We start from the raw sequence: 14,430 nt of genomic DNA, 5'->3' as shown, positions 1-14,430 counted from the left end.
AAAGGTACCGGCAATGAACCATTTCTAATCGCCCGTTTATTTTTTTCCCATTGCTCTAATTGCTCGCCAGTTATCCCTACAATTTCATTAATTGATTTTATAATTGAATTTGGTCCATCATCAGGGTTGACTACGCCTTTCTTCAGAACCTTTGAATTAGGAAAGCTTTCTGTATATTTCGTAAGACGCTTTTGAAAATCTTTAACTCTATCATTGGCCCCCCCATCAATTGGTACTCTTAGAAACCAAGATAGAAACTGACCTTCTTCTTCACAGTCATTTTGATCAACTAACTCTCCGTATTTACCTATTGCTCGCTCTAAATGAGTTGAGTAATTTTCATTTCCAGAATAAATATTGATGAGAAGCTTAAGGAAATGAACCTTCTCACTTCTCTTTATACTGTTGCTATAAAGCTCACGTAGAACTTCAACGACATCCCCAAGTAAACCTAAAGACAGACATAGATTTATGTAGGAGATTCTGAGTATCTCGTGAGACTCCAGGCTCTTCTAAAGCATCTTTTAATGTCTTATAGGCTTCTCCAACTTGACCTTGATGGTTCAATGATGCAGAAAGAATGAGCTTACACTGCGCAACACTGATTCCCTTTTGAATATTTTTCCTAGCAATTTCTTCAGCCTTTTCCCATTGTTGAGTTGTCAAAAAAGCTTGTGCCAAATGAAGGTAGTCATTTTTTGTAAGCTCTCTTTTTTTAAAGAGGTTCTCACCTAGCTCTATAACTCTTTCAGCTGAGCTTTTGATGTAAGAATTTAGATGTCCAAATAGCTGTTCAGCTATAGATATTGGTCCCCCCAACTCAGAGTAAGTTTCATATAGCTCATCACAATATTCATTTTTGCGTTTGGGGTCTGAATTACAAGATACTATAAAATTATGTATTGCAAGATAGGACTCTCCATCTTTAGCTTTTTTCACTATATTATGGTATTTTTCAGCCAATTCAGTTTCAAATAGCTCATTAGCAATTTCCATAGCTACACAAAAAATCAATGTAGGGTTATTACTTTCCATTAACTTACTTTCTGAATCTTTTACGATTTCTAAAGCTTCTGGCTTTTTACCTAAATTATAATATGAGAGCATCAACATTCCGCTGTCCTCAGAACTTAGATATTCCAGCCTCTTTAGTAACTCGATAGTAGAGTCATAATCACCAGTATTGAAAAGGATCTTGGTAAATTGACGGATAATTTCTTGGTTCTCAGGACGAGAAGACAGAATGGATTTAATTTCCTCTTTTAAAATAGGGAGGGCATCAAAATACCCATAAATTAATATACTTATATCTAGCAGTAAACTTATTTCATACGGATACCCCAAAGTTTTTGCTAAATCCCAGGCTTTTGGAGAACTCAAATGAGCGTTCCATTGACACAAGGTCATAAGACCGCTTCCCTTGCATAGGCAATATTTCCCCTACCACCTCGTTACCTGTAGCTCTAAAGAAGTAACACCTAGCAGCAAGAGAATTAAAAATATATGCTTCCTTATCACTAAATGAGCTAGAGTTAGAATGCTCACTAATCAACATATCTAACTTATCAGTCATTCCCGAGATACTAGCAATAATCATTTGACCAACAACTTTTTCTGGGTAGTTGTTTTCAAGTATTTTAATTGCTTCTTCGGGGCTATCTAAGATTGCTAAACACTTCGCTTTAATTAAACACTTTTGGTAGCTGCTCTCATCTAATTCTTCAATTATTTTCTCAAACTCAGCTTGGGGCGGGAGCGGGTCTTTACGAAAATTACACTCAAGATAACCTAACTGATAGCGCTCTTTTTTCTCTTTATCAAATGCCAAAAGGTATTCGCTTTCTGCCTCATTTAAAAGGCCATTTAATGATAGGATGTTAGCCTTTTGATAGTGATACTCAGCATACTCATTTTGGGTAAACTGCTCTTCTTTAATAAAGAGGTTTGTAAGAACTTTATTGGCTGCCTCTAGATTATTTGATTGAATGTACTCTGAACAACGTTTTAGCTCACAAGCTATTGTGCCTTCAGGGTTTGATAGCCAAGGAGCATCACTTTGCTCCGCTAAACTTTCGAGCAGTTTTGGTTTCTGATTTACCGCAGTAGAGATTATTTCAATCCCATCTATCACTTCTCTATTTTGTTGTTGTATACCTTTTTTCAGCTTTTCTACAGCAAACTTCTCGTCTAATCTCTTGGAATAAAAGTCAAATACATTCAGTGACTGATCTAGTAATTGATTAATGGGGATATTTAGAGAGATTGTTTGCTGAGTTTGTAGCTTATTTTTATTTTCTTCGAACCAATCTTCATCAAGCCAGCAATAATAAATTGGACATTTCCACAGCTCATTTTCATTGCCTTGTAAGTCAACCACAGCAACCATAACAAGAGGCTCTTGTTGGTGATAGTACTGGAGTGTTTTTACTTTGAAATCATAAGAAATGAATGTCTTATCTGAGCTGTATCTAGGTGAAGTAGTACCTTTCAACTGTAGGTAAAAACTAAATGAAACTAAGCACTCCTCAGATTTCAGCTGAATAAGATAATCTATACCAAAGTCAGAATCTCCATCGAGTTCTTTTTCAATCCATGAAGTAGGTAACTTGTTGCCTAGAGCCCTTCCAGCCAAACGACCAGTCGCTTGGCTGTTCCCTTCCATTGGTAAGTTTTTCATTTAATTTCCAATTCATCTGTTGAGCAACAATATTTAACTATTATGTAAACAGTAAATAATACAAGTCAACCTATTGACGTTAAGCGATAAGAACAACGTTGAGGTTACCAGATACACCCTACTCCCTTAGTGTATCTCCGCGGTGTTCATGATTGCCCCTTCAGTGAGCACCTAGTAAGTTAAGAGGTTATGACTAGTTCTGAGTGAACTATTATAGTTACTTTGCTATACTCAAAAGTAGCACAGGGTAATTTCTGTTAGTAGGTGTTTACTTGGGAAGCTTTTAAAAATGGTGGCCCCTCCCAGACTATAAAACCTAACTTTTCAAACACTTAAGCTAAGTCAGGGCTTTCTAAAGTCCGTATTTTAACGGCTTTGAGCCACGTTGTTCCACCTTATTAAAATTGAATTAAGTGGAACAAAGGTGAAACATGGCTGAATTAATAAGATCATTTACAGACCAATTTATTAGCAACTTACAAGTTAAAAAATACATTCAAATCTACGCTGATAAACATCATAAGCATTTAAAGTTACAAGTAAGACCATCCGGCAAAAAGAGTTACTTTTTTAGAGCGAAATGCAATGGTAAAGATATTAAACGTAAAATAGGTGAAGTTGGTCAAATCACAGTACCTATGGCAAAAGTGTTAGCTGATAAAACACTGCGAGAATTAAGGCATAGCGATAGAGAATTTGAAATAGCAGAACAATATACGCCTAGCAAGTACATTACTATAAATAATGTCTTTGAACTCTATAAGGCTAATGAGCTTGATTACCGTAAGACAATAGCAAACGTACTCATGCATTAGAAGTCGCATATAACACTCACGTTAAAAAACAAATAGGTGATTGTTTTGTAGTTGAAATATCGAAAAAATTTGCCCGCTCATTTCTTAAAGAAATTGAGCCGAAAGGTTACAGTGCTCATAACAAAGTTATTAGTGTTTTGAAAGCTGCTTTTAACTACGTGATAGATTATGAAGAGCAACTTGGTATATCAGTTAACCCCTTTGAACGCATGAAGAAAATGCAGAGCATTGCTCGTAATCGCTACCTTAGTTATGAGGAGGCTGGAAGGTTGTTGAATGCATTAAGTAAAGTCTCTGACCAAGATGTCGCTGATATATACCGAATAGCTCTATTTACTGGTGCTAGGCTTTCAAATGTAAAATCAATGCAATGGGCAGACCTAAACCTCTCGTCAGCAATTTGGTTAATTCCAGCAACACTGACAAAAACTCGTCAGCAATATGAAATCCCATTACACAAAGCGGTGCTTGAGATCTTAAGAGCAAGAAAATCAAGGGGAGGCTCTGCACATTTTGTTTTTCCTGCTCGTAACAAATCCAAATATGGCTATATAACAGGCGGCGATAAAATTTGGAAAGAAGCGATCACCCTTGCAGGACTGTATCATGAAAATCCTAATATTCGACCTAGACCACATGACTTGAGACGTACTTTTGCGACTTGGCAGATACAATCTGGTGCTGACATAAGCGTTGTTTCAAAAGCACTTTGTCACACATCGCTAAAACACACTCTTATTTATGCCCATACAAATATGGATCAGGTAAGAAGTGCGATAGAAGGAGCTTTTGAAGGTATCACTTATAGCTTTACTGCGTAGTAGATATATTTAAACAGGGTTTAGAAGTTCAATGTACATAATTGGATTGTTTTATACTAATTTTATGTGCTTTGCTTCTGAGATCAATTAGGTTTGAAAACTATAAAAGCCCACTAATGTGGGCTTTGGTAGGACTAACTACTAGGAAATAAATATTTTATTCTTTGCTTATATAAACAAAGCTTTGCTTGATCTAAAAATCTGTATTATCACTGATACCTGCATCATCAAATCCCCAGTCCGTCGCACCATGGTCGTCATCAAACGTTATGATCCCGCCTTCATCCGATAACATAAAGCTATGGTCTGAGTGGGCTACATGACACTCATCGGTACTCGATATTGAATCTGACAAAGCTAAGTTGTCATTAATATCAATTAGCGATACAGGCTCTATGAGGGGGTCTGAAATATCACTTTCATCTGAAAGCACGCAAGCAGTTGCTGCAGCCACATCTATCTGCGCTGAGAGGGTCAAAGGATTGGTCAGTATGTCATCACATACATCAATTGGGGTTATTTGTGTGTCTATATCTTCTTCTATAAATGGCTCTACAGAACAATGGCCGAATAGTTTTAAACTTAGTAAGTCTGTCATAATTGCACCTTAATTTTCGTTTTGGCGCTATTTGACTTTAAGAATTTAAAACTCATTTGCAAACATATTTTTATAAAAACGTTTATCGACTAAAAAGTTTTCAAAGATAAAAAGTGTTGACTGCTTTTATCTATGGCTTTGTTTCTCGTGCAGCGCTAAACACTAGCCTGTTTACGGCTCAACCACAGCTATTGCTGTGCAGGCAAACCATCTTACCTATCTCATAATTCGTTCTCCTTGGCTCTTTGTAGAGCTTGTTTATTAATAAAAGCAAAGATACTCGTCCCGCTACAATTCGAGATTTTGTATCTATTTTTTGTCAACGAGATAATCGTACACGCATTATCAAAGATTAATAAAAGTAGATTATGCAGAAAGTGCTCTTCTGTTAATTACAAAGCGAAGCGTCATCTCGCATCAAAGCAACCGCTTTGACTGCAATAAAAGCAGTTGTGAAACAACTCAATAAATCGCGTAGTAAGAATAATTGCGAAGCCAATTTTCGAGCGCAGCAGCGCATGTCCGACTGTGGCGGACTAACCCCGCTTTTGTTTTTGTGGAGCAAAAATTTACAGTGTAATAGCGAAGCAATGAAACAGTAAACCTAAAAGTGAGGACACGAACGATTGCCAGCTTTACAAGCAACAAGATTTATCGATGCGCAGCCTGGCATGGCTAAAGGGGGGTTAGTGCGGCGCAAGCCGGACATGCGCTAAGCGTCAACCCTAGAAGCGAACGCTTCGTAGAGCCAGCTCGTTGACGAATGTCAACATAAGAGCTGGCGAGGGTTGTAAGCGTTTAATCGCAAAGTGAAACCTTTGAGATTAATGAAGTGAAACGTCTTATTTAGTTTATCTATTAGTATTTTCATTGGGTGTACTGAAGCGAATACTTCTCCTAATGAAAAACCGATAGTTCATCGCTATTTGAACAAAATTCGTATCATCCAAACCTTCATATCTCCAAGTAAACAAATCACGATGGAGATAAAAATGACGATAGATAAAGATACTTCTGGTATTACCAACAGTAATGTATATCTGCCCTACTTTGACATCGATATGCATTACAAAAAATATAAAAACCGACGACAACAAGGCCAGGTAAAACTAGAGTGGACAATAAAACATACTATGCGGTTTGGATTTGTATCAGCGATTGTGTGTGCAGAGGTATGGCAAACGAACAGAGCGAAGACATTAGAGTTTTTAAACAAACTCGTTGGTATGGGATTACTTCAAACAGCTAAAACAATTCGCGCAGCAGATGGTCGCGTCTATGTATTAACATACGCAGGCGCACAATATGCACGTGAGTTAACACAAATCGAATTCCCTTTTCGCTCAACATCAGAGCCAATACACCAGGTGAATCAAAACTCAATTATGCATGACAGCATTTTAAGTTTAGTGCTCGCGCTTGGTATTCAGAATAGTAATACAGAAGGTACACCCAACCCGCTTTGGAAAGCCTATTTGACGGAGTTAGAGTTTAAACGCCTGTTCCCATCAAATGATGTAAAAAACGTTGATGCGCTAGTTTTACTGAACAATAGCGAAGTCGCTGCAATTGAAATAGAGCACTCATTCAAGCGAAAACAACAGCATGAGCAAAGTATTCTAAAATTTAAAAGCGCACTATTTGCTGAGCAGAAGTTGTATGACAAAGTGTTTCTCATCGTAGCATCAACAAAAATTCAGCAAGACACACAACGCTTCTACAAGCTGTTACTCAATGAAATGCCAACACGATATGACAAGAAAACAAAGCTGCCACTGCTGACGGAGGCAGAAGCTGAGATACTGAATGAAAAAATAATTATTAGAACCAAGTTTATTGATGGAATTAATTATTTATTTTACACATAAAAAACGGCACCTTAGGGTGCCGCGAAATTAACACATCAACTTAAAACAAAAAACATTTTAACCAAACGGAGAGTGATATACGCCATTGTAGAATTCACATGGTGCTGAACCTTTCGGGTATAACTGATTAATCTTTATGTATTTAAGCCCTTCTATTGACTCTATACGTACAATTTTCTCCTTAACTTCAACAACCAAGCCACAGTGAGAGCTATCACCTTCAGCTAAATTAGCTCTAAAGCTTTGCACTCTAGCTTGAAATGCTTTTCTTTTTTGATCAATTTTTTGCTGAGCAATTTGCTGAGCAATTCTTTTTTGCTTTTCCCACTCCTTTCTTTCCAACGCCAGACGTTGATATTCTCGTGACTGTTTGATCGGGGAACTGATACTATCTAGTTCTCTTTTAGCCGCAGTAATGACTTGAGAATATGGAGTTGTTTCTATTACATCCCCCGAATTCAGATAATAAGTGCACCACTCATGGTTAAACGGTGAGAAGAGATCAACTGCCTGTTGGTGGTACTCTATCGTCGCCAAACAAACAGAAGCATTTACCATGAGTTACAAGCAGTTGATCGCAGGACAAAGATACCAGATAGAAGCCTACTTACGCGAGGGCTTTAGTTATCGTGAGATAGGCAAACGCCTGAAAGTCAGTCATAGCACCATTAGCCGAGAAATCAGACGAAATAGGATCCGGGAAAATCACTATCTACCCGAAGTCGCCCAGGCAAAGACACTCAAAAGGCGCGTTCAAGCCGCAAAGTCGTGTCTATCTAAGCTGACCATCACCTTTGTTGAGTTCGGATTAAAACAAAAGTGGAGTCCCGAGCAAATTGCAGGCGTGGGCCGGATTATTGGGCTTTCAGTGAGTCATGCATGGATTTACGGTTATGTGCAACGGGATAAATTGAGTGGCGGCAAGTTGTTTAGGCACTTACGACAAGGCCATCGACGATATCGCAAAGGTCGTCGTGCGAAGCGTGTCATTATCCCGAACCGAGTGGGCATTGAGCACCGCCCAGCGATTGTTGACAAGAAAAGACGGTTCGGTGACTGGGAAGCTGATACCGTACTGGGTAAGCATGGAACGGGTGCCATAGTCAGCCTAGTTGAACGCCAAAGCAAGCTTTATTTAATACGTAAAGTGCCAGCAAAGAGCGCGGCAGACGTAAGCAGAGCCATGATAGGCATGCTGTGGCGATATCGCCGTCATGTGCATACGATAACCGCTGATAATGGCAGCGAGTTCTGTGACCACGAGCTAGTTGCAGATAAGCTCAACACTGATATTTATTTTGCGAATCCGTATTCCTCATGGGAGCGCGGATTGAATGAAAACTTCAACGGTTTACTGCGCCAGTACATACGCAAAGGCACGGATTTAAGAACGGTAACGGATAAGCAGGTGGCCGATATAGAACGTGCGCTAAACGCCAGACCTAGAAAGTGCCTAGGTTACAAACAGCCTGTCGTTGTGTTTAACGAATTACGCAATGCGGCCTAATTTAGCGAGTGGTGCACTTCGGGGTTGAATTCGCGCCTCTTTTAGATTCATTTTTTTATTTGATAAGTCTTTAAAAAATTTATCTTGATTAAATTTAATAGCCATGAACTCATCTCCATCTACATTCGGATGATCAATAATAAGCTTATCAATAGTTACAGAAAATTTTCCTCTATTGTTATTCTTATTTGTTATATTCATTATTAAATCAAATTTTATGCTACCAACAGTTATCATGTTTTTGCTATTAGAAGATGTCATTGAGTATATAAAATAGGTAGCAGGGATTTCTTTCGTTATCGAAAAAATTTCGCTGGTATCACTGATTGAAGTTCGCTCTATTTTTACATTATTAGATTTTATATCAAAACTAACCATTCTAGGTCCATTTCCAGGTGACCATAACTTTTCTCCATTAAAGTAACTCTCGCTGTAGAATTGGTCTTTCAAAAAAGCGAAAAAAGCGTCAAAGGCCTCATTATTTTTGAAGCTCAGCGGAAGTGTTTGACTCGGCTCATATGATTTCAGCAATTCTTCAGTGTATTTTTTAACCACCTTTTCGAATTTTAATTTGCCCATTAAGTCAATGTAGTAGGCTGAGTTATCTGAAAGAGCGGTTATGGCATCTTTTCTTTGAAATACAAGTGCACTACTATTTCTTTCAGCAGGAAATGAACTCTTATATTCGTAAGGTTTAAATAAAGTCATATTTACTTCATTCAGTGTCGCGGGCTTAGGAGGTGTGGGGGTAGTATTACAACCAGTTAAAAAAATAGTTGCTACAGTCAAAAGGGAAATCATGTACTTCATTAATTATTCCTGAATCGATTTTATAAGGAGGTTTAGATTAATGAAATTCCCTTTTTTTCAATGACTTTATAACAAGAATCCAATTTACTTATTTGATATGCTTATTATCTTTAGAAACATTATCGATTAGTCCAACTAAAATGAATAAAAACGCTAGATCACGCTATCGAGCAATGAAGAATAAGCTCAGACATGAAGCAGAGTAATAGATTTAATAATTTCTTGTGGTAAAAATGTTTTTGAGGTCGCGGGAGGTCGCTAACAAACACATTAACCACTCGCTGCGCTCGCTAGGGACCAAAACCTCTTAGGCTACTACGCTTCGCTTGGTATTGTAACCTACGTGTTTTGCCCGCTATGCGGGCGCTACCGCTCAAATACGTTAACTCATTTTTGTCCCGAAACAAGTTAGGGTAAATTCTTCAATGATTGTTTTCAGCAATCAAGAGATGGTCCAAGTCGTTTAATGCTATTGGCTCTATTCTACAAAGCGAATGTTCTGCTAACGCATTTTTTCGCCTCATAATATTAGCTAAAAATTTTGCTTAATGGGCTTACAACACCGTTTGCTCCTTGTTGTAAAACATGGGTGTAAATCTGTGTGGTTTTGACATCAGAATGTATCAAGACCGATAAAAAGTATGCTATGTTTATTCATGTTAGCCTCTGCTGTTTAGTTATTTGACAAACTAATTATGGCTCTGGCTTTGAATTAAGCTAACCCACGAAAAGCGGAGGCTAACACCTTGTGGGAGTTATTATGTCTAGGCTTCAATCCAGAACCCTGAATCAACTTAAGGATAATATATGTTTTTGAAATACACTGCCCCACTGATGCTTGCAGCTATAGTGTCGAGTTATGCATCTGCGGAAGATTTGCAGGCCAAAAAAGCCAATGAAGATATTATGGTCTGCATGTACAAGGCAGCTATTGATTTGGATGATGGTGTTTCTGACGTTAGTTCTCTTACCCCGATCATCGCAGACTGGTGCAAGAAGGAGTCTGATCGCTTCTATCAAATTACCCGCAGCAGGATTGACGGACCAATTGACAAGAGGCGCGTCCAGCAGGCAATTCGAGAGAAAGATCTAGAGATGGCTGGAAGAATTATACTAATTAAGCGCGCTCGCGAACGTAAGGCACGGCAACAGCAGTGACTTTGGACACTATTTTAAATATAGCCACGCTCTTAGGTGGCATCACTGCCTTGTGGTTTCTGTACGATAAGCGTGTCATTATTTTCAATTGGTTCAGGCTCTTTACAACAAAATCTGTAAATCCGCTCTCCCTACCAGATCAAGAGTTTGAGTTTATCTTCAATAAAGCTGAGTTTTTCGCAAACTCGGAGTATCTACCTGTAACCCCTGAAGAAGATGAATTATGTAAATCTCTAGTGAATCATGGAGTCTTGAAGGAGAAGAATGGCACCTACAAGCTCACAAATCCCAGGCAAGAGAATGTTGGCGGGTTCGCCAGTCTAACACATATGAGCCTTAACTCTGTCAATAGGCATTAGTGTTCTTTTTGACCGTTTTTATAAAATGACGGTCATTCTTAATTCAATGTATCCGTCCGGTGATCACCACCTAGCCTTTAAAATTCCACGGTAATAGACTGTCGATATCGGGCGTTGGTTGTCACAATTCATTTAAACATGCTGTGATGTAATCGTAGGGTACTAAGTCGTTGGCTTTGGCTATTTCAATGATGCTGTAAAGTGCGGCGTTGGCGTTAGCTCCTGCCGCGGTTTGGCTAAACAGCCTGTTTTTACGGCCAATGACGAACGGCTTAATGGCTCTCTCTGCACGGTTATTATCAATGCTCAGTCGCCCATCGTTGATGTATTTGATAAGTTTCGGCCATTGGTTTGCCATGTAATTAGCAGCATCTATGAGTGTTCCGTTTAGGTTTGTTGCGGGTATAGCTAATTGCTTGCTGCTCAGGCTCGATTGTTTCAGCAATCTCTTCCGCTTCATTGAATAATTCACCTTGCCCCACAAAGCCTTAGCACGTTTGCCGAATTGTTTTTGTTGGGCTAAACGGAATTGCTCTAGCAAATATTGATTTCGCTCATTTGCTTGAGATAACTGTTTCTCAAGCTCAGCAATGCGTTGTTGTAAGGTAAATATATCGTTCATGCCGTTTATTTTGATCCAGCTATATATAAGCTTTCCCAAAGGGAGTGATACAGGCTTACCGTGTTCCGTATGTTGCGCAATGTCAGGTTAGATGCCCGCTATAGTGCGGAGAGTTCAGTGATCACGAAAGAGCATGGGGCAATCTCTTTCCGACTCTCGTGCCTTTTGGCTACAGCGTATTAACCACTTCCGCTGTTTCATCGTATAACGCACCTTACGCGGATTCACTTATGTTCATCATACTGACTGCCTAGCACTCACCCGATTTGTGGTTATCAGGGGGATCGTCCTCTCACGATTTAGATCCCGATTAGCGCATACCAACCTTCGTTACATTGTCAGAGCCGCTACTTTATTCAGGCTCCTAGGATCATCTGGTGATACAGATGGTTCACTCATTAAGCGGTGAACAGCGCTTCATACGACCTCACGTCGCACGCCCCAAGACGAGTTAACGTAAATGCTCTAAGGGCGGCTATGAGCGTTCAAGAATAGTTATTAATGAATAGTGTCGAGTGAGCATAGAGTCTACAATGTAATTTAAATTGGAAAACGAATTTTCATTTTCAATCACTAGTTCTATTCAGTGAAAAAGCAAACTTGTCTAGATTTTAATAACACTGGCAATTAGTTAACAAGTTTGTTAAAAATATACTAATAAGAAAAACGCGCAATTCGCTCGCTATAACATAACTCACCACACTGCATAGTGTAAGGATGCACAAATGAACATAAATGCAACAGTTGCAGGTCAAATCATATTTATTAATTTCTTAATTATGCTGTATTTAACTTTGAAGTTTGCCAAAAGAAAATCTGATAACTTACCCCTTGTAGGGCTTTATACTGTCCTGCTAAGTTTTCTTTTCGCTCCTGCTAGTTGGTTATATTGCTGGTATTGGACAATAAAGAAGCCGAAATTAGAAGTCGAGTTATAACAAGCTAATAAATAGGACAAAAACATTTTCTGTTTTCGTTCCTCAACATTTTAGCAAACAATATTTTTCTCGTGTTTATGGAAAAAGGAACATTGCTAATGAAATTAATAGTATTTTTAGTTTTCGTATCATTTAACTTATTTGCAAACCAGATAGTTAGAGACTCAGACTTTGAGCATAGTGAAACCATTTACTGGATTAATAAAGATACTAATAACGCTATAATTTACAGTCAATTTGAAGCTTTTCATATGCTCAAAGGTTTAATTAGTCAAACCCTTAAGAGCGAACCTTTTGGAGTTTATGCTTTAGAAGATATTTGTCACTTTGATCGACTTCTTTTTATTGATGGGCAAAAAAATCTATTATTTGAAATTGCAATTAATGATGATGAAATCATCTATAATGGGAATGCTTATCCTGTTAAAGAAAAGAGTTTAGAGAAATTTAAATCTCATAACCTTAAGCGAATCGAAAATAATGAGAGTATGCTAGGCAGGTATATAAAGTTAAATGTTAATGACTACTCTGATAAATGTACGAACCTTTAAGACTTTTAAATATTCAGAGCAAGATGCTGCGCAACCTTTAATTTTTATTTAATCTTAAGGTTGCTTTAGAGCAAAGAAAGTGACAGTTGTTCTAACTCAATTAGATACAAATTCGCTACCAATTAAGGGCAGTTTCACCAGAAGTGGGGATTCAAGTGCAACACATTTTTGTCCAAATATAAGTCGCGAATTCAACCCCGAAGTGCACCACTCGCTAAATTAGGCCGCATTGCGTAATTCGTTAAACACAACGACAGGCTGTTTGTAACCTAGGCACTTTCTAGGTCTGGCGTTTAGCGCACGTTCTATATGGTCACCTGCTTATCCGTTACCGTTCTTAAATCCGTGCCTTTGCGTATGTACTGGCGCAGTAAACCGTTGAAGTTTTCATTCAATCCGCGCTCCCATGAGGAATACGGATTCGCAAAATAAATATCAGTGTTGAGCTTATCTGCAACTAGCTCGTGGTCACAGAACTCGCTGCCATTATCAGCGGTTATCGTATGCACATGACGGCGATATCGCCACAGCATGCCTATCATGGCTCTGCTTACGTCTGCCGCGCTCTTTGCTGGCACTTTACGTATTAAATAAAGCTTGCTTTGGCGTTCAACTAGGCTGACTATGGCACCCGTTCCATGCTTACCCAGTACGGTATCAGCTTCCCAGTCACCGAACCGTCTTTTCTTGTCAACAATCGCTGGGCGGTGCTCAATGCCCACTCGGTTCGGGATAATGACACGCTTCGCACGACGACCTTTGCGATATCGTCGATGGCCTTGTCGTAAGTGCCTAAACAACTTGCCGCCACTCAATTTATCCCGTTGCACATAACCGTAAATCCATGCATGACTCACTGAAAGCCCAATAATCCGGCCCACGCCTGCAATTTGCTCGGGACTCCACTTTTGTTTTAATCCGAACTCAACAAAGGTGATGGTCAGCTTAGATAGACACGACTTTGCGGCTTGAACGCGCCTTTTGAGTGTCTTTGCCTGGGCGACTTCGGGTAGATAGTGATTTTCCCGGATCCTATTTCGTCTGATTTCTCGGCTAATGGTGCTATGACTGACTTTCAGGCGTTTGCCTATCTCACGATAACTAAAGCCCTCGCGTAAGTAGGCTTCTATCTGGTATCTTTGTCCTGCGATCAACTGCTTGTAACTCATGGTAAATGCTTCTGTTTGTTTGGCGACGATAGAGTACCACCAACAGGCAGTTGATCTCTTCTCACCGTTTAACCATGAGTGGTGCACTTATTATCTGAATTCGGGGTTAGTCATAGCATCAACAACTTGACCAAAAACTTCCATAGAAAAGCGCCCGTTGGGCGCTGAGTGTTACAAGTACTTTTCTCTTAAGCTCGATTCTACATAACCTAATATTTCTGCAAATATGAATGCGATGATAAGTCGTGCATATCCATCGATACCCGAAAATGAGTAACTTGATGCAGCTTTGTAGATTGAAAAATAGTCCACGACCCAAAATCCAACCGCAATAGCCACAAATATATAAATTACATTCACAATAACTCGAACTAAATCTAGAACGAACTTTAAGCGTAATGTCTTCACACAGTTTCTCCTGTTTTATGTACTGTGCAAATATATAAGTTTGGTCGATGAGAAATCTAAAGAGAAAAGCAGACACATGGTGCCTGCTTCTCTATTTTATTGCTCTGTCATTCATCTGAGTTTGCTGCA

At 39.0% G+C, this 14,430-nt stretch carries 13 protein-coding genes and 2 pseudogenes; 7 read left to right on the top strand and 8 right to left on the bottom strand.

Features of this window, described 5'->3' with window-relative positions; translation table 11 throughout:
* Nucleotides 1-429 precede the first annotated feature (429 nt).
* Entirely contained in the window at nt 430-1,380 is a 951-nt protein-coding gene (locus tag ACRWSG_RS22535; protein ID WP_462167610.1) for a tetratricopeptide repeat protein, read from the bottom strand.
* On the bottom strand, nt 1,328-2,677 hold the full coding sequence (locus tag ACRWSG_RS22530; protein ID WP_462167609.1) for a DUF4365 domain-containing protein: 1,350 nt from the start codon (nt 2,675-2,677) through the stop codon (nt 1,328-1,330). Before ACRWSG_RS22530 ends, ACRWSG_RS22535 begins: the two co-directional genes overlap by 53 nt.
* Before the next feature lie 431 nt (nt 2,678-3,108).
* Between ACRWSG_RS22530 and ACRWSG_RS22525 the strand changes: the two genes are divergently transcribed.
* Nucleotides 3,109-3,492: an Arm DNA-binding domain-containing protein gene (locus ACRWSG_RS22525; RefSeq protein WP_462167608.1), complete on the top strand. Its 384-nt coding sequence runs from the start codon at nt 3,109-3,111 to the stop codon at nt 3,490-3,492.
* Between the two features lie 137 nt (nt 3,493-3,629).
* The gene (locus ACRWSG_RS22520) at nt 3,630-4,313 is read left to right on the top strand and encodes a tyrosine-type recombinase/integrase (RefSeq protein WP_462167607.1); all 684 of its coding nucleotides are present in this window, start codon (nt 3,630-3,632) and stop codon (nt 4,311-4,313) included.
* A 193-nt stretch (nt 4,314-4,506) separates the two neighbouring features.
* On the opposite strand, the gene ACRWSG_RS22515 is transcribed toward ACRWSG_RS22520, so the two are convergent.
* Complete coding sequence (locus ACRWSG_RS22515) at nt 4,507-4,911, bottom strand: hypothetical protein (protein ID WP_462167606.1); 405 nt, start codon at nt 4,909-4,911, stop codon at nt 4,507-4,509.
* 992 nt (nt 4,912-5,903) lie between these two features.
* Here ACRWSG_RS22515 and ACRWSG_RS22510 point away from each other — a divergent pair.
* Nucleotides 5,904-6,779, top strand: a complete 876-nt coding sequence (locus tag ACRWSG_RS22510) for a hypothetical protein (protein ID WP_462167605.1) — start codon at nt 5,904-5,906, stop codon at nt 6,777-6,779.
* Between the two features lie 57 nt (nt 6,780-6,836).
* On the opposite strand, the gene ACRWSG_RS22505 is transcribed toward ACRWSG_RS22510, so the two are convergent.
* Nucleotides 6,837-7,337, bottom strand: coding sequence for a hypothetical protein (locus ACRWSG_RS22505; RefSeq protein WP_462167604.1), 501 nt, complete (start codon nt 7,335-7,337; stop codon nt 6,837-6,839).
* Between ACRWSG_RS22505 and ACRWSG_RS22500 the strand changes: the two genes are divergently transcribed.
* Nucleotides 7,336-8,286: an IS30 family transposase gene (locus ACRWSG_RS22500; RefSeq protein ID WP_063528617.1), complete on the top strand. Its 951-nt coding sequence runs from the start codon at nt 7,336-7,338 to the stop codon at nt 8,284-8,286. The two genes, ACRWSG_RS22505 and ACRWSG_RS22500, sit on opposite strands and share 2 nt — an antisense overlap.
* Here the strand turns inward: ACRWSG_RS22500 and ACRWSG_RS22495 are convergent.
* Nucleotides 8,269-9,096: a hypothetical protein gene (locus ACRWSG_RS22495; protein WP_462167603.1), complete on the bottom strand. Its 828-nt coding sequence runs from the start codon at nt 9,094-9,096 to the stop codon at nt 8,269-8,271. The genes ACRWSG_RS22500 and ACRWSG_RS22495 overlap by 18 nt on opposite strands.
* 807 nt (nt 9,097-9,903) lie before the next feature.
* Here ACRWSG_RS22495 and ACRWSG_RS22490 point away from each other — a divergent pair.
* Together ACRWSG_RS22490 and ACRWSG_RS22485 are read left to right on the top strand one after the other, a co-directional pair.
* The gene (locus ACRWSG_RS22490) at nt 9,904-10,254 is read left to right on the top strand and encodes a hypothetical protein (protein ID WP_462167602.1); all 351 of its coding nucleotides are present in this window, start codon (nt 9,904-9,906) and stop codon (nt 10,252-10,254) included.
* A 2-nt stretch (nt 10,255-10,256) separates the two neighbouring features.
* Nucleotides 10,257-10,613, top strand: a complete 357-nt coding sequence (locus tag ACRWSG_RS22485) for a hypothetical protein (protein WP_462167601.1) — start codon at nt 10,257-10,259, stop codon at nt 10,611-10,613.
* 121 nt (nt 10,614-10,734) lie between these two features.
* Here ACRWSG_RS22485 and ACRWSG_RS22480 read toward each other — a convergent pair.
* Nucleotides 10,735-11,034 (bottom strand): annotated as a pseudogene (locus ACRWSG_RS22480) (IS66 family transposase); the annotation flags it as partial.
* Nucleotides 11,035-12,271: 1,237 nt separating this feature from the next.
* On the opposite strand from ACRWSG_RS22480, the gene ACRWSG_RS22475 reads away from it, so the two are divergent.
* The gene (locus ACRWSG_RS22475) at nt 12,272-12,724 is read left to right on the top strand and encodes a hypothetical protein (protein ID WP_462167600.1); all 453 of its coding nucleotides are present in this window, start codon (nt 12,272-12,274) and stop codon (nt 12,722-12,724) included.
* A 219-nt stretch (nt 12,725-12,943) separates the two neighbouring features.
* Here the strand turns inward: ACRWSG_RS22475 and ACRWSG_RS22470 are convergent.
* Nucleotides 12,944-13,893, bottom strand: a pseudogene (locus ACRWSG_RS22470) (IS30 family transposase).
* Between the two features lie 171 nt (nt 13,894-14,064).
* Complete coding sequence (locus ACRWSG_RS22465) at nt 14,065-14,301, bottom strand: hypothetical protein (RefSeq protein WP_462167599.1); 237 nt, start codon at nt 14,299-14,301, stop codon at nt 14,065-14,067.
* Nucleotides 14,302-14,430 lie beyond the last annotated feature (129 nt).

Source organism: Pseudoalteromonas sp. GB43 (genome assembly GCF_054923805.1).
This window is presented reverse-complemented; position numbering and strand designations above follow the sequence as displayed.

What these genes read in the sequence shown, in the direction of transcription:
- ACRWSG_RS22530 (WP_462167609.1), bottom strand. Translation starts at nt 2,677, where the DNA reads ATGAAAAACTTACCAATGGAAGGGAACAGCCAAGCGACTGGTCGTTTG.
- ACRWSG_RS22525 (WP_462167608.1), top strand. Translation starts at nt 3,109, where the DNA reads ATGGCTGAATTAATAAGATCATTTACAGACCAATTTATTAGCAACTTA.
- ACRWSG_RS22515 (WP_462167606.1), bottom strand. Translation starts at nt 4,911, where the DNA reads ATGACAGACTTACTAAGTTTAAAACTATTCGGCCATTGTTCTGTAGAG.
- ACRWSG_RS22510 (WP_462167605.1), top strand. Translation starts at nt 5,904, where the DNA reads ATGACGATAGATAAAGATACTTCTGGTATTACCAACAGTAATGTATAT.
- ACRWSG_RS22500 (WP_063528617.1), top strand. Translation starts at nt 7,336, where the DNA reads ATGAGTTACAAGCAGTTGATCGCAGGACAAAGATACCAGATAGAAGCC.
- ACRWSG_RS22505 (WP_462167604.1), bottom strand. Translation starts at nt 7,337, where the DNA reads ATGGTAAATGCTTCTGTTTGTTTGGCGACGATAGAGTACCACCAACAG.
- ACRWSG_RS22495 (WP_462167603.1), bottom strand. Translation starts at nt 9,096, where the DNA reads ATGAAGTACATGATTTCCCTTTTGACTGTAGCAACTATTTTTTTAACT.
- ACRWSG_RS22490 (WP_462167602.1), top strand. Translation starts at nt 9,904, where the DNA reads ATGTTTTTGAAATACACTGCCCCACTGATGCTTGCAGCTATAGTGTCG.
- ACRWSG_RS22475 (WP_462167600.1), top strand. Translation starts at nt 12,272, where the DNA reads ATGAAATTAATAGTATTTTTAGTTTTCGTATCATTTAACTTATTTGCA.